14 protein-coding genes are annotated in these 16712 nt (G+C 69.7%); 3 read left to right on the top strand and 11 right to left on the bottom strand.

The features are described from left to right. Window positions 1–13 precede the first annotated feature (13 nt). From ACIBW9_RS01280 to ACIBW9_RS01325, 10 genes are all read right to left on the bottom strand, one after another. Window positions 14–1786 carry an IucA/IucC family protein gene (locus ACIBW9_RS01280; protein WP_398950007.1) on the bottom strand — a complete coding sequence of 591 codons (1773 nt, stop codon included), beginning with the start codon at window positions 1784–1786 and terminating at the stop codon, window positions 14–16. Beyond that, a complete protein-coding gene (locus tag ACIBW9_RS01285; protein WP_398950009.1) occupies window positions 1783–2322 on the bottom strand; it encodes a GNAT family N-acetyltransferase in 540 nt (179 codons plus the stop codon). Before ACIBW9_RS01285 ends, ACIBW9_RS01280 begins: the two co-directional genes overlap by 4 nt. After that, window positions 2319–3602, bottom strand: coding sequence for a lysine N(6)-hydroxylase/L-ornithine N(5)-oxygenase family protein (locus ACIBW9_RS01290; RefSeq protein ID WP_398950011.1), 1284 nt, complete (start codon window positions 3600–3602; stop codon window positions 2319–2321). Before ACIBW9_RS01290 ends, ACIBW9_RS01285 begins: the two co-directional genes overlap by 4 nt. Continuing rightward, on the bottom strand, window positions 3586–5028 hold the full coding sequence (gene desA, locus ACIBW9_RS01295; RefSeq protein ID WP_398950013.1) for a lysine decarboxylase DesA: 1443 nt from the start codon (window positions 5026–5028) through the stop codon (window positions 3586–3588). The genes ACIBW9_RS01290 and desA overlap by 17 nt, the downstream gene beginning before the upstream one ends. Before the next feature lie 130 nt (window positions 5029–5158). Beyond that, window positions 5159–5992, bottom strand: a complete 834-nt coding sequence (locus ACIBW9_RS01300; RefSeq protein WP_398950015.1) for a siderophore-interacting protein — start codon at window positions 5990–5992, stop codon at window positions 5159–5161. A 141-nt stretch (window positions 5993–6133) separates the two neighbouring features. After that, a complete protein-coding gene (locus ACIBW9_RS01305) occupies window positions 6134–7180 on the bottom strand; it encodes an ABC transporter substrate-binding protein (protein ID WP_398950017.1) in 1047 nt (348 codons plus the stop codon). 166 nt (window positions 7181–7346) lie between these two features. Continuing rightward, window positions 7347–8507: an acyl-CoA dehydrogenase family protein gene (locus ACIBW9_RS01310; protein WP_398950019.1), complete on the bottom strand. Its 1161-nt coding sequence runs from the start codon at window positions 8505–8507 to the stop codon at window positions 7347–7349. Between the two features lie 8 nt (window positions 8508–8515). Further along, on the bottom strand, window positions 8516–9439 hold the full coding sequence (locus tag ACIBW9_RS01315; RefSeq protein WP_398950021.1) for a hydroxymethylglutaryl-CoA lyase: 924 nt from the start codon (window positions 9437–9439) through the stop codon (window positions 8516–8518). Further along, complete coding sequence (locus ACIBW9_RS01320) at window positions 9436–11376, bottom strand: acetyl/propionyl/methylcrotonyl-CoA carboxylase subunit alpha (RefSeq protein WP_398950023.1); 1941 nt, start codon at window positions 11374–11376, stop codon at window positions 9436–9438. Before ACIBW9_RS01320 ends, ACIBW9_RS01315 begins: the two co-directional genes overlap by 4 nt. A gap of 11 nt (window positions 11377–11387) precedes the next feature. Continuing rightward, window positions 11388–13004: a carboxyl transferase domain-containing protein gene (locus tag ACIBW9_RS01325; protein WP_398950026.1), complete on the bottom strand. Its 1617-nt coding sequence runs from the start codon at window positions 13002–13004 to the stop codon at window positions 11388–11390. 95 nt (window positions 13005–13099) lie between these two features. Between ACIBW9_RS01325 and ACIBW9_RS01330 the strand changes: the two genes are divergently transcribed. The 3 genes from ACIBW9_RS01330 to tesB all read left to right on the top strand — a co-directional run bounded on the left by ACIBW9_RS01330 (window position 13100) and on the right by tesB (window position 15874). After that, window positions 13100–13696, top strand: coding sequence for a TetR/AcrR family transcriptional regulator (locus ACIBW9_RS01330; protein ID WP_398950028.1), 597 nt, complete (start codon window positions 13100–13102; stop codon window positions 13694–13696). A gap of 107 nt (window positions 13697–13803) precedes the next feature. After that, a complete protein-coding gene (locus ACIBW9_RS01335) occupies window positions 13804–14961 on the top strand; it encodes an acyl-CoA dehydrogenase family protein (RefSeq protein WP_398950030.1) in 1158 nt (385 codons plus the stop codon). A gap of 46 nt (window positions 14962–15007) precedes the next feature. After that, a complete protein-coding gene (tesB, locus tag ACIBW9_RS01340; protein WP_398950032.1) occupies window positions 15008–15874 on the top strand; it encodes an acyl-CoA thioesterase II in 867 nt (288 codons plus the stop codon). A gap of 16 nt (window positions 15875–15890) precedes the next feature. On the opposite strand, the gene ACIBW9_RS01345 is transcribed toward tesB, so the two are convergent. Further along, a complete protein-coding gene (locus ACIBW9_RS01345; RefSeq protein WP_398950034.1) occupies window positions 15891–16679 on the bottom strand; it encodes a phosphatase in 789 nt (262 codons plus the stop codon). Window positions 16680–16712 lie beyond the last annotated feature (33 nt).

The following is a 16712-nucleotide window of genomic DNA, read 5'->3' on the forward strand; positions in this document are numbered from 1 at the left end:
CCAGTCCCCTTGATCAGAACCCCGAGACGGGATTTTTCAGGGTTCCGACCAGTTGGAGGGCGCCCGCCGGGTCCGACAGGTCGACCATCTGGCGGTTGTTGCGCAGTTGGAGCCGGTTGAGGCAGGACCGTGCGAACTCCGGGGCGAACATGTCGTACCGCTCGAACTTCTCGGCGAGTTCGGGCACCGACGCCTGGTACTCGCGGGTGACCTCCGCGACCGTCCGCCAGAAGTCGTCCTCCTCCAGGATCCCCTCGGCGGCGAGGTTCGCGGCGAGGAAGCGGAAGAAGCAGTCGAAGACGTCCGTGAAGATCGACAGGAGTTTCTTGTCCTCCGGGACGTCCACGCGCAGCCGCTCCACCGTCGGCGGCAGCACCGCGTCCGGGTCCATGACGGCGATCTCCTCGGCGATGTCCTTGAAGATCGCGCGCCGCACGACCCCGTCCTTCAGGACCAGGATCACGTTCTCGCCGTGCGGCATGTAGACCAGGTCGTAGGCGTAGAAGCTGTGCAGGAGGGGCGTGAAGTACGCCCGCAGGTAGTGCCGCAGCCACTCGGCCGGCGCCAGGCCCGACTGCTCGACCAGCGCGCCCGCGAAGGACGCGCCCTCGTGGTCGACATGGAGGAGGGAGGCCATGGTGGCGAGCGACTCGCCGTCCCGGAGGCCGGGAACCGGGCTCTCGCGCCACAGGGCCGCGAGCATCTTGCGGTACGGCGAGTAGCGGTCCGTGGCCTTCTCGTACTCCAGGTGCCGGTAGCCGACGGCGGCCCGCTCGCGGATGATCGACAGTCCGGTGGACTTCAACACCGGGTCACCCTCGATGAGCTGGGCCAGCCAGTCGTTGATGGCGGGGGTGGCCTCCATGTAGGCGGCCGACAGTCCGCGCATGAAGCCCATGTTGAGGACCGAGAGAGCCGTCTTCACATAGTGCTTCTCGGGGTGCGAGCTGTTGAAGAAGGTCCGGATGGATTGCTGGGCCAAGTACTCGTCGTCGCCCTCGCCCAGGCACACCAGGTGCCGGCGGGCGATCTCGGCGGCGAAGGTGACGGTGAGCTTGTTCCACCACTGCCAGGGGTGGACGGGGATGAGCAGGTAGTCGGCGGGGTCCAGGCCCTGGTCGCGCAGGAGGCCGTGGAACCGCTCGACGGTCCGCTCGCCCAGCTCCTCCCGTACGAAGGTCTCGTACTCGATCCCGACCCCCGCGGTGAAGCCGGCGCGCGACCGGTGCGCGGCCAGCCACACCAGACGGACCGGGCTCGCGGTCTCGGGGGCGTACGACAGGTACTCGTGGATGCCGAAGCCGAGCCGTCCGTTGTTGGCGACGAAGCAGGGGTGGCCCTCGGTCATACCGGTCTCGATGTCCTGGAAGGAGCTCTTCACCAGTTCGGCGGCCGGTGTCGGCGGCTTGGTGAGCTTGTAGCAGGTGCCGGAGAGGGTGGAGGAGATCTCCTCCAGGTAGACGGGGAGGATCTCGTCGCTCAGACCCAGCGCCGTCTTCAGCTCGATGAAGAAGTCCAGTGCGGCGAGGGGGAGTTCGGCGCCGTCACGGAGGCGGGTGATCGAGTCGGGGTCGATCTGCCAGTGGTCGAGGGCACGGCGTGTGGCGGTGAAGCGGTAGCGGGTCAGGCCGTCGTCGCTGCGGACGACGTACCCGTTTTCCGCGGTGGCTTCCGGCGTGATCAGGCGCTCGTGGGCGAACTCGGCGAGGGCCTTGCGGACCAGGAGGCGGTTGGCCCGCTCCCAGCGTTCGGGGGAGAGGTGGGCGACGGTGTCGGTGAGGGTCATACCGGCACCACCGCGTTCTCGAACTGCTCGCGTGTGCAGAAGCTCAGCAACGCCTTCTTCTCCGGCTTCTCGATCTCGCGTTCGGGTACAAAGCCGACGGCCTCGTTCAGGGCCTGGACGGACGTGTTGGCGACGTCCGGCTCGACGACGACGCGCCGCACCGCCGGGTCCTCGAAGAGGCGTGCCATCACGGCGGTGATCACGGACCGGGTGAAGCCGTGCACGGGCGTGTCGGTGGCGGGGGTCAGGAAGTGCATGCCGATGTCGCCCGGCTGTGGCTCGTAGAGGCCGACCAGTTCGCGGTGGGCGGGGTCGTAGTACTCCATCAGGAAGGCGGGTTCGCCGTCCCCGTCGAGTCCGAGCAGCGCGTGATGGTGCTCGTCGGCCGCGATCTCCATGTAGGCGCGCTCGACGTCTTCCAGTTCGGCGTCCTGCATCATCCAGAACGCGGCCTTGGGGTGGGTGACCCAGGTGTGCAGGAGTTCGGCGTCGGTCAGGGGGTCGAGGGGGCGGAAGGTGAAGGTCGTGGGGCTCATGCGGTGAACTCCTGGAACGCGATGGTCTTCTCGACGGGGTAGTACTCGGTGCCGAGCAGCTCGCGGATGATGTAGCTGTTGCGGTAGGCGCCCATGCCCAGGTCGGGGCTGGTGATGCTGTGGGTGTGCACGCCGGCGTTCTGCAGGAAGACACCCCGGCCGGTGGTGTCGATGGAGTAGTTGCGGGCGACGTCGAAGTTGCCGTGCGAGTCGTAGAGCAGCCGTTCGCGTACGGGCTTCAGGAACTCCGGCTCGGCGTACTTGTAGCCGGTGGCCAGGATCAGCCCCTCGGACTGGATCTCGTAGTCCTTCTCCTGCTCCTCCTGGCGGAAGGAGAGCGTGTAGGCGCCGTCCTCGTAACGCGCGCCGGTCAGCGACGAGTTGGTGAGCAGCCGGGTGGGCACGGGGCCGCCGAGGTTCTTCCGGTAGAGCAGATCGAAGATGTCATTGATCAGGTCGCCGTCGATGCCCTTGAACAGGCTCTTCTGTTCGGCCGTGAGCCGGTAGCGGGTGGCCTCCGGCAGCTCCCGGTAGTAGTCGATGTACTCCGGGGAGGTCATCTCCAGCGTGAGCTTGGTGTATTCGAGGGGGAAGAAGCGCGGGGAACGGGTGACCCAGTGCAGGCGGTATCCGTGGACGTCGATCTCGCTCAGCAGGTCGTAGTAGATCTCGGCGGCGGACTGCCCGCTGCCGACCAGCGTGATCGACTCCTTGCGCTGCAGCTCCGCCTTGTGCTGCAGATAGCGGGAGTTGTGGATGAAGTCGCCGCCCAGGCCTTGGCAGGACTCGGGGATGTACGGCGGGGTGCCCGTGCCGAGCACGAGGTGACGGGCGCGGTACACGTCTCCGCCCTCGGTGCGTACGAGGTAGCTCTCCGCCTCTTCGTCGTACGTCACCTCGGTGACCGTCGTGCTGAAGCGGACGCTGCTCAGGTTGTTCGCGGCCCAGCGGCAGTAGTCGTCGTACTCGACGCGCAGCGGGTAGAAGTTCTCGCGGATGTAGAACGAGTAGAGCCGGCCCTTCTCCTTCAGATAGTTGAGGAAGGAGTACGGCGAGGTCGGATCGGCGAGGGTGACCAGGTCCGACATGAACGGGGTCTGGAGATGGGCGCCGTCCAGGAACATGCCCGCGTGCCACTCGAAGTCCGGCTTCGACTCCAGGAAGACACCGTCCAGCTCGGCGATCGGCTCGGTCAGACAGGCCAGGCCGAGGTTGAACGGGCCTAGCCCGATCCCGACGAAGTCATGGGTCCGGGTCGGCTTCTCAGGACGCGCGGTCAAGGGACTCTCCCAGGTACTGCTCGGCGTGGCCGGCTATCAGGTCCAGGACGGCGGCGATGTCCTCGGTCGTCGTCTCGGGGTTGAGCAGGGTGAACTTCAGGTAGTGGCGGCCGCCCACCTTGGTGCCCGCGACCACCGCGTCACCGGAGGCGAACAGGGCCCTGCGGGCGTACAGGTTGGCGCGGTCGATCTCGGCGGGACCGGTGACGGCGGCCGGGATGTAGCGGAAGACAAGGGTGGACAGCAACGGCCGGACGACCACGTCGAAGCGGGGGTCGGCGGCGAGGAGGCGCCAGCCTTCCTGCGCCAGGTCGCACACCTCGTCGAAGAGTTCGCCGATGCCGTCGGCGCCCATCACGCGCAGCGTCATCCACAGCTTGAGGGCGTCGAAGCGGCGGGTGGTCTGCAGGGACTTGTCGACCTGGTTGGGGATGCGCTCGGTGACCATCCGGCGCGGGTTGAGGTACTCGGCGTGGTAGGTGGCGTGGCGCAGGGTCGAGGCGTCCCGCACCAGCACGGCGGACGAACTCACCGGCTGGAAGAAGGACTTGTGGTAGTCGACGGTGACCGAGTCGGCACGCTCGATGCCCTCGATGCGGTCCCGGTACCTGAGCGAGGCGAGCAGCCCGCAGCCGTACGCCGCATCCACGTGCAGCCAGGCGCCGAACTGCTCGCACAGCTCGGCGATCTCCGGCAGCGGGTCGATGGAGCCGAAGTCGGTGCTGCCGGCGGTGGCGACGACGGCCATCGGGACCAGGCCGTCCTTCCGGCAGCGCTCCAGCTCACGGGCGAGGGCGACGGTCTGCATCCGCTTGTCGTGGTCGACGGGGATGGAGACCACCGCGTCCTGGCCGAGGCCGAGCAGTTTCGCGGACTTCTGCACGCTGAAGTGGCTGACCTCGGAGGCGAAGACGCGCAGTCCGGCCAGGGAGTCCGTCTTGGATTCCTCGCGGGCCAGCAGCAGCGCCTGCAAGTTGGACTGGGTGCCACCCGAGGTGAACACCCCGTCCGCGGCGGGGCCGAGGCCGATACGGGTGGTCGTCCAGTCGATGAGCTTGCGCTCGATCAGGGTGCCGCCGGCCGACTGGTCCCAGGTGTCCAGGGAGGAGTTGACGGCGGACAGGACGGCCTCGCCGAGCACCGCCGGGATGACGACCGGGCAGTTGAGGTGGGCGAGGTAGCGGGGGTGGTGGAAGTAGACCGCGTCGCGGAGGTAGACGTCCTCCAGCTCGTCCAGGACCGCGCCGGTGTCGCCCAGCGGCCGGTCGAGGTCGATGGCGTCGATCCGGGGAGCGAGCTCGTCGACGGTGACACCGGTGAACGGACGGTCGGTGGTGGCGAGTTTGGCCGCCACCCGCTCGACTCCTTCGGTCACGGAGCGGCGGTAGTGCTCCGCGGTCAGGTCATTGAGCAGGTGCGAGCGCATTGGGGGTCCTCCGGTGGGGACGGTCCGTGCGGGTGGGGGTGAGGGACGAAGCGGCCGACTCGGCCCGGTCAGCTTAGGTAAGCCTAACCTAAGTTATTGGGGTTTAATCCTGTCCCTCCCGTGACCGCCGTCACTCCTGCTCGCGCAACTGCTCCTCGCTCAGGCCCTCTCGCCAGTAGCCGACGAAGGTGACCCGCCGCCGGTCGATCCCGCACCCCCCGACGAGGTGCCGCCGCAGCTGCTTCACGCTTCCGCTCTCGCCCGCGATCCAGGCGTACGGGTGCCGGGCGGGCGGCAGTCGGTCGGTACGCAGGGCGTCGAGGGCCATGGGGGACCCCTCGACGGCCCCTGCGTCCCGCACCAGCCAGGTGATCTCGGCCTCGGCCGCGGTCACCAGGTCCTGGATGTCCCCGGCGTCGTGCACCTCCAGCCAGACCCGGGCGAGGGCACCCGCCGGCAGTGACTCGAGGATCGCCGACACGGCCGGAAGGGCGGTCTCGTCCCCCCAGATCAGCGTCAGATCGGTGTCCTCGGGCGGCCGGAAACGGATCGCCCGGTTGTCCGCGACCGCGGGCCCGAGCACCACGACACGATCACCGGCGGCGGCCCGGGCGGCCCATCGCGAGGCGGGACCCGCCGGAGTGTGCAGCACGAAGTCGATGTCGATCTCGTCGGGCTCACGGCGCAGGCTCCGCAGTGTGTACGACCGCATCACGGCCCGTACCCCGTCGGGCAGTTCACGCCAGGCCTGCCACCAGCCGTCCCCGAGCTCGTACGGCACGACGGGCTCGCTCTGCCCGGGATGCGGCAGGAACAGCGACAGCGACTGATCCCGCCCGTCGGAGGCGAAGTACTTCAGGTCCTCCCCGGCGAAGGTCACCCGGACCAGAGACGGGCCGAGCAGCCTCGTCCGTACGACCTGGAGGGAGAAGAATCGGAACGGGGCGGCTACGGCGGTGGTCATACGGGCTCCTGAGTTGCCGTCAGGTGGTAAGTGGGGGCAGGTGCACCAGGCTTGAGGGGCGCGGGGCTGCATCGATATGCGGCTCCGCCGCGTGGGCGCGACCAGCCACGATGGACCCGCAGATACCCACGGCCTCAAACGTCAACTGACCTTCTTCGCCTTCTCCAACGCCTCAGCGAGGTTCGTCAGAAGCGGCGTGCACTTGTCGTAGGACAGAATCGGTTCAGGGGAGCGGGGAATGACCTGCCCCGCCTTCACCGCCGGCAGCTTCTTCCAGGTCGCCTTGGTGATGTCACCCGGCTGAATGGCCGACGACCGATCGTCCATCATGATCACGTCGGCCTGGTACTTGTCGACGTTCTCCCAGCTCAGCGACTCGTACCAGCCACCCCCCTTGGCCTTCGCCTTCTCCGGCGGCTCGACGAAGTTCACGCCGAGCGCCTTGAAGTACTCCAGGTCGATCGAGAGGTTCGTGCCGGAGACGTAGAAGAGCGCGTCGCTCGCGGAACCGGCCAGCACCCTGATGTCGGGCTTGGCCTTCGCGGCCTTGCGCAGTCGGGCGGCGGCCGCCTCGAAATTCTTCTTCGCCTCGGTGACCTTGGCCGCCTTCATGTCCGCGCCGAGCGACTCCGCGAGCGCCCACATGCGCTGCAGCGGCTCGGTCAGCTGGCGGTCGTAGACGGAGATGCCGACGCTGGGAGCCAGCTTGGCGATCTTGTCCTTGGAGGCCTCCGGGACGTACCAGAGGGTGCCGGCGCCGTCGAACATCGTGGAGATGAGCACGTCGGGCGCGAGGGCCGCGTACTTCTCGACGTTGAACTGGTCCCAGACGTTGCCGAGGATCGTGACCTTGCTGATGTCCATGTCGCCGGCCTGGACGTCGGGCTTGCCGTCCGCGGTCTTCGTCGGGCCGAAGACGCCCTTGACGCTGATGCCGTAGTCGAAGAGCGCGGCGGCCACACCGGTGAACGCGACGATGTCGGCGGGCACCTGGTCGAGCTTCACGGTCGTGCCGCGGTCGTCCTTGAAGGACCAGGGGCCGGACTTGGCGGCGGTCGTCCCGTTGCCGGAGCCGCCGCTTTTCGCGTCGTCGTCGCCGCAGGCCGCGAGCACGGCCCCGAGGCCGAGGGCGCCGCCCGCGGCGAGGATGCCGCGTCGGGTCGGATGGGTGGCTCTGGCGTTGGACATGCTGGCTGCTTTCGAACGGAGCGGAACGCCCGCCGGACGACAACGCCCGCCGGACAACTTCGAACGTAGGTTAGCCTAACCTCACTAGATGTCCAGGGGGTGTGGGCGTTCCGAGCCCGAACCTGTCAGCAGCCTGTGGGCCGGAGCCCTGGTGTCATGCCCGCGGTCAGCCGACCAGTCCCAACTCCCTTGCGATCAGCATGCGTTGGACCTCGCTGGTGCCCTCGCCGATCTCCAGGATCTTGGAGTCGCGCCACATTCGGGCCACCGGGTACTCGTTCATGAAGCCGTAGCCGCCGTGGATCTGGGTGGCCTCGCGCGCGTTGTCGACAGCGACGGTGGAGGAGTGGAGCTTGGCGAGCGCGGCCTCCTTCTTGAAGGGGGCGCCGCTCACCAGCCGGGCGGCCGCGTCGCGCCACGCCAGCCGGGCGGTGTGGGCCTTCATCTCCATGTCGGCGATCTTGAACTGGATGGCCTGGTTGGCGCCGATGGGACGGCCGAAGGCCTGGCGTTCCTTCGCGTACTTCACCGACTCGTCCACGCAGCCCTGGGCGAGCCCGGTGGCGAGCGCGGCGATGGCGATCCGGCCCTCGTCGAGGATGCGCAGGAACTGGGCGTAACCGCGGCCCTTCTCGCCCAGCAGGTTGGCCGCCGGGACGCGGACCTCGGAGAAGTGCAGCTCACGGGTGTCCGAGGCGTTCCAGCCGACCTTGGAGTACGGGGCCGCCACCGTGAACCCCGGGGTGCCGGACGGGACGATGATCGAGGAGATCAGCGGTTTGCCGTCCGGCTTGCGGCCGGTCACCGCCGTCACCGTGACCAGGCCCGTGATGTCCGTGCCCGAGTTGGTGATGAAGCACTTGGTGCCGTTGATCACCCATTCCTCCGACTCCTCGTCCAGCCGGGCCGTGGTACGGGTGGCTCCGGCGTCGCTGCCGCCGTCCGGCTCGGTCAGGCCGAAGGCGCCGAGGATCTCACCCGAGCACAGGCGGGGCAGCCACTGCTGCTTCTGTTCCTCGGTGCCGAAGACATGGATCGGCATGGCGCCCAGGGAGACACCGGCTTCCAGGGTGATGGCGACGGACGAGTCCACGCGGGCCAGCTCCTCCAGTGCCACGCCCAGCGCCAGGTAGTCGCCGCCCATACCGCCGTACTCCTCCGGGAACGGCAGCCCGAACAGGCCCATGCGGCCCATCTCGCGGACGATCTCGTAGGGGAACTCGTGGTGCTCGTAGAACTCGCCGATCTTGGGTGCCACGACATCGTGTGCGAACTCCTCGACGGTGCGGCGGAGTTCCTCCAGCTCGGGTGAGAGTCGGTAGTCCATGGCTGTGATCACTGCTCCTGGTGGGAGAGGGCGCGGACGGTGCGGGACGGGCTGGGTCGGCCCAGTTGTTCGGCCATCCACACGCTGGTGGCGACGAGGCGGCCGAGATCGACTCCGGTGTCGATGCCGAGGCCCTGAAGCATCCACACGAGGTCTTCGGTGGCGAGGTTGCCGGTGGCGGACTTGGCGTACGGGCAGCCGCCGAGTCCGCCGGCGGAGGCGTCGACCGTGGTGACGCCGTACTGGAGGGCGGCCAGGGTGTTGGCGAGGGCCTGGCCGTAGGTGTCGTGGAAGTGGACGCCCACCTTCTCGACGGGGACGTCCAGGTCGGTCAGCAGGGCGCGGACATGGCCCGGCGTCGCCACCCCGATCGTGTCGCCGAGGCTCAGTTCGTCGCAGCCCATGTCCAGCAGGGCCCTGCAGACCCGGACCACCTGGGGGATCGGGACCGCCCCCTCCCAGGGGTCGCCGAAGCACATGGAGAGGTAGCCGCGGACATGGACCTGCTGGGACTTGGCCCGGGCCACCACCGGCTCGAACATGGCCAGCGCCTCGTCCACCGTGCGGTTGAGGTTGGCCTTGGCGAAGGACTCCGTGGCGCTCGCGAACACCGCGACCCGGCCGGCGCCGAGCGCCAGGGCGCGATCCAGGCCGCGTTCGTTCGGGACGAGGACCGGGAGGTCCACGGGCAGATCGCTGATCTGCGGGAACAGCTGCTCGGCGTCGGCGAGTTGGGGCACCCACTTGGGGTGGACGAAGCTCGTCGCCTCGATCGTCGTGAGCCCCGCGTCGGCCAGGCGGCGGACGAACTCCGCCTTCACCTGAGTCGGCACCGTCGACTTCTCGTTCTGCAGGCCGTCACGCGCGCCGACCTCGTGGATACGGACGCGGGCCGGCAGACCGGGAGCCGGTACGGCCATGGGCAGCGTCATTTCTCCTCCTCCGCCGGGTTCCCGGCCGGCGTGATGACCGCCAGTACCTGGTCCATGGCGACCGTCGTGCCCGGGGTGACGTCCAGTTCGGCGACCGTGCCGGAGTGCGGGGCGGAGATGACGTGCTCCATCTTCATCGCCTCGACGACCAGCAGGCTCTGCCCTGCGCTCACCTCGTCACCGACGGCGACCTTCACCACCGTGACCGTGCCGGGCATGGGCGCGGTGAGCGAGTCGGCGCCCGCGTGCCGCGCACCCGTGAGGGACGCGGCCACCGGGTCGTGGTCGCGCACATGCCAGGCGTCGCCGTCGCGGCCGATCCAGTCGGCGGCGCGGTGGAAGGTGTGACGGACGCCGTCGAGGGTGACGGAGACGGTGTCGTCGGTGAGGGTGTGGCTGCCGCGCGGCACGTACTCCGCGGGGTCCTGCACCCGCAGGTGGAAGCCGACGGGCCTCGGCACCCCGCCCAGACGCCAGCCGCTCGGCACGGAGAACGGATCGGTCCAGCCCTCCCCGCGGGGCTCCAGGGCCGCCAGCCGTACGGCCGCCGCCGCCTCGTACACCTCCTCCGGCACGTCCGTGGAGACGAGGCCGTCCACCTCCCGCTCCACCAGGCCGGTGTCCAACTCGCCCGCGACGACGGCCGGATGCGCCAGCAGCCGCCGCAGGAACCCGGCGTTGGTCTGCACGCCCAGCGTCACCGTCTCCGCGAGGGCTGCCCGCAGCTTCCGGATCGCCGTCTTCCGGTCCGGCCCGTACGCGATCACCTTGGACAGCATCGGGTCGTACAGCGAACCGACCTCGGTGCCCTCGCTGAGCCCGGAGTCGGTGCGGACGCCGTCGCCCTGGGGCTCGCGCAGCCGCAGCACCGTGCCACCGGACGGCAGGAAGCCGCGCGCAGGGTCCTCGGCGCACACCCGCGCCTCGATCGCGTGCCCCGTGAGTGTGATGTCGCCCTGCTTGAACGGCAGTTGCTCGCCCGCCGCCACCCGCAGCTGCCACTCCACCAGGTCCAGCCCGGTGATCAGCTCGGTGACCGGGTGCTCCACCTGGAGCCGGGTGTTCATCTCCATGAAGTAGTACGAGGAGGGGTCCCCGCCCGGCACGATGAACTCCACCGTGCCCGCCCCGCGATACCCGCACGAGCGGGCCGCCTGGACCGCCGCCTCGCCCATCGCCGCGCGCGTTGCCTCGTCGAGGAGCACGCTGGGCGCCTCCTCGATGATCTTCTGGTGCCGGCGCTGCAGCGAGCACTCGCGCTCGCCCAGGTGCACCACGTTCCCGTGGCCGTCCGCCAGCACCTGGATCTCGATGTGCCGGGGCCGGTCCACCCACCGCTCCACGAGGAGCGTGTCGTCGCCGAAGGAGGCGCGGGCCTCGCGGCGGGCGGCGGCGATCTCGTCCGCCAGCCGCTCCGCGTCGCGCACCAGCCGCATGCCCTTGCCGCCACCGCCGGCCGACGGCTTCAGCAGCACCGGCATCCCGATCTCCCGGGCAGCGTCGGCGAGTTGGGAGTCCGAGAGCCCGCTGCCGCTGGAGCCGGGCACGACCGGCACTCCGGCCGCCTTCACCGTCTCCTTGGCGCGGATCTTGTCGCCCATGAGGGAGATGGCCTCGGCGGGCGGCCCGATGAAGACCAGCCCCGCGTCGGCGCACGCGCGCGCGAAGCCGGCGTTCTCCGCGAGGAAGCCGTATCCGGGGTGGACGGCCTGCGCGCCGGTGCGGGCGGCGGCCTCCAGCAGCCGCTCCACCGAGAGGTAGCTCTCAGCCGCGGGCGCCGGACCGATCCGTACCGCCGTGTCGGCCTCCCGGACATGCCGTGCGTCGGCGTCGGCGTCGGAGAAGACGGCCACCGAGCGCACGCCCAGCGAGCGGAGCGTACGGATCACGCGGACGGCGATCTCGCCCCGGTTGGCCACGAGCACTGTGTCGAACATGGGTCCCCTCCTCACATCCGGAAGACGCCGAACTGGGGCTCACCCAGCGGCGCGTTGGCACAGGCGGTCAGCGCGAGACCCAGCACCTGGCGGGTCTCCAGCGGGTCGATCACGCCGTCGTCCCAGAGCCGGGCGGTGGCGTAGTAGGCGTTGCCCTGGCGCTCGTACTGCTGCCGGATCGGCGCCTTGAAGGCCTCCTCGTCCTCCGTCGGCCACTCCTCGCCCCGGGCCTCCAGCTGGTCCCGCTTGACGGTCGCGAGCACGGAGGCGGCCTGCTCGCCGCCCATGACGGAGATCTTGGCGCCGGGCCACATCCACAGGAAGCGGGGGGAGTAGGCGCGGCCGCACATCGAGTAGTTGCCCGCGCCGTACGAGCCGCCGACCACGACCGTCAGCTTCGGTACGCGCGTGCAGGCCACGGCGGTGACCATCTTCGCGCCGTGTTTGGCGATACCGCCCGCCTCGTAGCCCTTGCCGACCATGAAGCCGGAGATGTTCTGCAGGAACAGCAGCGGGATGCCGCGCTGGTCGCACAGCTCGATGAAGTGGGCGCCCTTCTGGGCGGACTCGGAGAACAGGATGCCGTTGTTGGCGACGATCCCGACCGGGTGGCCGTGGATCCGCGCGAAGCCGGTGACCAGGGTCTGCCCGAACTCCGCCTTGAACTCGGCGAAACGGGAGCCGTCGACCACGCGCGCGATGATCTCCCGGACGTCGTACGGGGTACGGGGATCGACCGGCACCGCGCCGTACAGGCCGTACGGATCCACCTTGGGCTCCACGGCCGCCGTGACCTCCCAGGGCAGCGGCCCGCGCGCGGGGAGCGTGGCGGCGATGTTCCGCACGATCCTGAGCGCGTGCGTGTCGTCCTCCGCCAGGTGGTCCGTCACCCCGGATACCCGGGAGTGCACCTCGCCGCCGCCGAGCTCCTCGGCGGTCACCACTTCACCGGTCGCGGCCTTCACCAGAGGAGGCCCGCCCAGGAAGATGGTCCCCTGGCCCCGGACGATGACCGCCTCGTCGCTCATCGCCGGGACATACGCCCCGCCCGCCGTGCACGACCCGAGGACCGCGGCGATCTGCGGGATACCCGCCCCGGACATCCGGGCCTGGTTGTAGAAGATCCGCCCGAAGTGCTCACGGTCGGGGAAGACCTCGTCCTGCATGGGCAGGAAGGCGCCCCCGGAGTCGACCAGGTAGATGCACGGCAGGCGGTTCTCCAGGGCCACCTCCTGGGCGCGCAGGTGCTTCTTCACCGTCATCGGGTAGTACGTGCCGCCCTTGACGGTGGCGTCGTTGGCGACGACCACGCACTCGCGTCCACTGACCCGCCCGATACCCGCGATGACCCCGGCGGCGGGTGCGGCCCCGTCGTACATCCCGTCCGCGGCCAGCGGCGCCAGCTCCAGGAACGGTGAGCCCGGGTCGAGCAGTGTGTCCACCCGGTCCCTCGGCAGCAGCTTGCCGCGCGCGGTGTGCCTGGCCCGCGCCTTCTCGCCGCCGCCGAGCCGCGCCGCGGCCAGCTTGCCGCGCAGCTCCTCGACGAGCGCCCGGTGCGCCGCCTCATTGGCCCGCCAGGCCTCCGACGCGGGATCGGCCGCGCTCGTCAGCTCCGGTGCCTCGTGCATCCTGCGGTCCCCTCACCCAGTGGTCGACTGTTAATGAGCGTTAACCATTTCCTTCAGGTTAACGACCGCTAACCTCCCTGTCTAGAATTACCTTCATGGCCACCAGAACCGACGCCCCCACCCGCCGCGAGCAGATCCTCAAGGAGGCCGCGCGGCTGTTCGCCGAGCGCGGTTTCCACGGGGTCGGAGTCGACGAGATAGGTGCCGCCGTCGGCATCAGCGGCCCCGGCCTCTACCGCCACTTCGCCGGCAAGGACGCGATGCTCGCGGAGCTGCTGGTGGGGATCAGCGGCCAGCTGCTGACCGGTGCCAAGCGGCGCCTGGCGGAGGCGGACGGGGGCCCCGCGGAGGCGGTCCTCGACTCGCTCATCGAAGGGCACATCGACTTCGCGCTCGACGACCGCCCCCTGATCACCCTGCACGACCGCGAGCTGGACCGCCTCCGGGACAGCGACCGCAAGCTGGTGCGCCAGCTCCAGCGGCAGTACGTCGAGCTGTGGGTGGAGGCGCTGCGGAAGGTCTATCCGGGCATCGCGGAACCCGCCGCCCGCTCCGCCGTGCACTCGGTCTTCGGCCTCCTGAACTCGACCCCGCACCTGGGCCGCCCCGGCTCGCTGCCGGGCCGCGGGGCGACGGCGGAGCTGCTGCACCGGATGGCGCGGGGAGCCTTCGCGGCGGCCGCGGCGGAGTGACGAGCGTTACGGGATCACCTCTGGACGCCTCTCCTTACCCGCCGGTACCTTGGTGTTCTGAGCAAGCGCTTAGACATGGACCCAAGGATCAGGTGGAGGTGGCGGCGGTGCGCCGTACGGTGTTCAACGAGGACCACGAGGCGTTCCGGGAGACCCTGCGCGCCTTCATCGAGGCCGAGGTCGTCCCGGTCTACGACGAGTGGTTCGCCGCCGGCCAGGCGCCGCGCGACTTCTACTACAAGCTCGCCGAGCTCGGCGTCTTCGGCATCCGCGTGGACGAGGAGTACGGCGGCGCCGGCATCGACTCGTACAAGTTCGAGGCCGTGATGTACGAGGAGACCGCGCGCGCGGGCGTGCAGTTCGGCGGCTCCGGTGTGCACGTGCTGCTCGGTCTGCCGTACATCAAGATGCTCGCCACCGACGAGCAGAAGAAGCGCTTCCTGCCGAAGTTCGTCTCCGGCGAGGAGATGTGGGCCCTCGCGATGACCGAGCCGGGCACCGGCTCCGACCTCGCGGGCATGAAGACCACCGCCAAGCTCTCCGAGGACGGCACGCACTACGTCCTCAACGGCGCCAAGACCTTCATCACCGGCGGCGTCCACGCCGACCGCGTGATCGTCTGCGCCCGCACCTCCGCGCCCACCGCCGAGGACCGCCGCTTCGGCATCTCCCTGTTCGCCGTGGACACCAAGTCCGAGGGCTACTCCATCGGCCGCAAGCTCGACAAGCTGGGCCTCAAGACCTCCGACACCGCCGAGCTGGCGTTCGTCGACGTCAAGGTGCCCGTCGAGGACCTCCTCGGCGAGGAGAACAAGGGCTTCTACTACCTCGGCCACAACCTCGCCTCCGAGCGCTGGGGCATCGCCTTCGGTGCCTACGCGCAGGCCAAGGCCGCCGTCCGGTTCGCCAAGGAGTACGTCCAGGAGCGCACCGTCTTCGGCAAGCCCGTCGCCGCCTTCCAGAACACCAAGTTCGAGCTGGCCGCCTGCCAGGCCGAGGTGGACGCCGCCGAGGCCGTCGCCGACCGCGCCCTGGAGGCCCTCGACGCCGGTGAGCTGACGCCCGCCGAGGCCGCCTCCGCCAAGCTGTTCTGCACCGAGGTCGCCCACCGCGTCATCGACCGCTGTCTCCAGCTGCACGGCGGCTACGGCTTCATGAACGAGTACCCGATCGCCCGTCTGTACGCGGACAACCGCGTCAACCGCATCTACGGCGGCACCAGCGAGATCATGAAGACGATCATCGCCAAGGACATGGGTCTGTAAGACCCGGGAAACCCCTAGAAATCATTGGCGGGTACAACTGTCTGCCATGAGCCAGGCACTACAGGGTCTCCTCGATCTGCTCGACCTCGAGCAGATCGAGGAGAACATCTTCCGCGGCCAGTCCCGGTCCGCCGTCGTCCCCCGCGTCTTCGGCGGACAGGTCGCGGCCCAGGCGCTGGTCGCCGCGGGACGTACGGTCCCCGCGGACCGGTACGCCCACTCGCTGCACGCGTACTTCCTGCGGCCGGGCGACCCGGGCGCGCCGATCGTCTACCAGGTCGACCGCATCCGTGACGGCCGGTCCTTCACCACCCGCCGGGTGGTCGCCGTCCAGCACGGCAAGCCGATCTTCCATCTGTCGGCCTCCTTCCAGACCGACGAGGAAGGCCTCGACCACCAGACCCCGATGCCGCCCGCGCCCGACCCGGCCACGCTGCCCACCTCCCAGGAGCGGCTGCGCGGCTACGACCACCTCGACCCGATGGTGGTCGAGCGGTTCCTGGAGGCGCGCGAGGCCGTCGACCTGCGCTACGTCGAGGAGCCGCCGTACGGGAAGTTCGGCGAGCCGCGCGAGCCGCACTCCCAGGTGTGGTTCCGCACCAACGGCAAGCTCGACGACGACCCCCTGCTGCACGTCGTCCTCGCCACCTATGTCTCCGACATGACCCTGCTCGACTCGATCCTGCTCGCGCACGGCCGGGGCGGCTGGGCCGTCGGGGACGTGGTCGGCGCCTCGCTCGACCACGCCATGTGGTTCCACCGCCCCTTCCGCGCCGACGAATGGCTGCTCTACGACCAGGAGTCGCCGACCAGCCACGGCGGCCGCGGCCTCGGCCAGGCCCGGATCTACACGCAGGACGGGCAGCTGGCCATCTCGGTGATCCAGGAAGGGCTGGTCCGGGTCCCGCGCTGACGGGACCCCCGGACCGTCAGGACAGACCCGCCTCCGCCAGCAGGTACGCCGTCATCGGGTCGTAGTGGCGCGGGCTCGGCACATGGTCGTCGAGGGGGACCGTCACCTGTACGGTGCCCTCGGCCTCGGCGAGGAAGAGGGCCGGGTCGTTGCAGTCGGCGTAGCCGACGGAGTCGACGCCGTGCTGGCCGGCGTAGCCCGCCCAGCCGTGGTCGGCGACGACCAGGTCCGGCAGCGGGCGGCCCTCCTCCTCCAGTGCCGTGAGGATGGCCTTCATCGGCTCGCCGGAGTGCGTGTGCCACAGGGTGGCGCCGTGCTCCAGGACCGCCACGTCCGCGAGCTGCCAGACGTAGCCCTCGTCGGTCTGCAGGCCCTCAGGGATCACCACGATCTCGCAGCCGGCTGCGCGCAGTGCGGCGGCCGTGGCGCGGTGCACGTCGAGCAGGCCGCCCGGGTGGCCGGTCGCGAACAGCACCCGCTGCCGCCCCTCGGCCGCCTTGCGCAGCCGTGCCGCCATCCGCTCCAGACCGCCCACCGTCAACTCGGGGTCGATGGTGTCCTGGCCGTACCGGTACTCGGGGTCGTCGTTCACGCCCACCCGCTCCGCCATCACCGCGAGCACGTCCTGCTCGTCGGTCCACCGGTCGCCGAGTTCCAGTCCGAGCCAGAAGTTGCGGACGCCGTTCGCGAGCTGTCGGTAGTGGGAGAGGTTGTTCTCGCGCGGGGTGGCGACATCGCCCGCGATGCGGGTCTTCACGAGGTGCTCGAGGAGCTCGGTGCGGCTGGGTGTCCCGGGTATCGGCATGAAACCCATTGTGAGGCAGCCGACTGTGCGATT

This window comes from Streptomyces sp. NPDC049541 (assembly GCF_044465725.1).
In the GTDB taxonomy this organism is placed as follows: Bacteria; Actinomycetota; Actinomycetes; order Streptomycetales; family Streptomycetaceae; genus Streptomyces.

What these genes read in the sequence shown, in the direction of transcription:
- ACIBW9_RS01280 (WP_398950007.1), bottom strand. Translation starts at nt 1,786, where the DNA reads ATGACCCTCACCGACACCGTCGCCCACCTCTCCCCCGAACGCTGGGAG.
- ACIBW9_RS01285 (WP_398950009.1), bottom strand. Translation starts at nt 2,322, where the DNA reads ATGAGCCCCACGACCTTCACCTTCCGCCCCCTCGACCCCCTGACCGAC.
- desA (WP_398950013.1), bottom strand. Translation starts at nt 5,028, where the DNA reads ATGCGCTCGCACCTGCTCAATGACCTGACCGCGGAGCACTACCGCCGC.
- ACIBW9_RS01300 (WP_398950015.1), bottom strand. Translation starts at nt 5,992, where the DNA reads ATGACCACCGCCGTAGCCGCCCCGTTCCGATTCTTCTCCCTCCAGGTC.
- ACIBW9_RS01305 (WP_398950017.1), bottom strand. Translation starts at nt 7,180, where the DNA reads ATGTCCAACGCCAGAGCCACCCATCCGACCCGACGCGGCATCCTCGCC.
- ACIBW9_RS01310 (WP_398950019.1), bottom strand. Translation starts at nt 8,507, where the DNA reads ATGGACTACCGACTCTCACCCGAGCTGGAGGAACTCCGCCGCACCGTC.
- ACIBW9_RS01315 (WP_398950021.1), bottom strand. Translation starts at nt 9,439, where the DNA reads ATGACGCTGCCCATGGCCGTACCGGCTCCCGGTCTGCCGGCCCGCGTC.
- ACIBW9_RS01320 (WP_398950023.1), bottom strand. Translation starts at nt 11,376, where the DNA reads ATGTTCGACACAGTGCTCGTGGCCAACCGGGGCGAGATCGCCGTCCGC.
- ACIBW9_RS01325 (WP_398950026.1), bottom strand. Translation starts at nt 13,004, where the DNA reads ATGCACGAGGCACCGGAGCTGACGAGCGCGGCCGATCCCGCGTCGGAG.
- ACIBW9_RS01330 (WP_398950028.1), top strand. Translation starts at nt 13,100, where the DNA reads ATGGCCACCAGAACCGACGCCCCCACCCGCCGCGAGCAGATCCTCAAG.
- tesB (WP_398950032.1), top strand. Translation starts at nt 15,008, where the DNA reads ATGAGCCAGGCACTACAGGGTCTCCTCGATCTGCTCGACCTCGAGCAG.
- ACIBW9_RS01345 (WP_398950034.1), bottom strand. Translation starts at nt 16,679, where the DNA reads ATGCCGATACCCGGGACACCCAGCCGCACCGAGCTCCTCGAGCACCTC.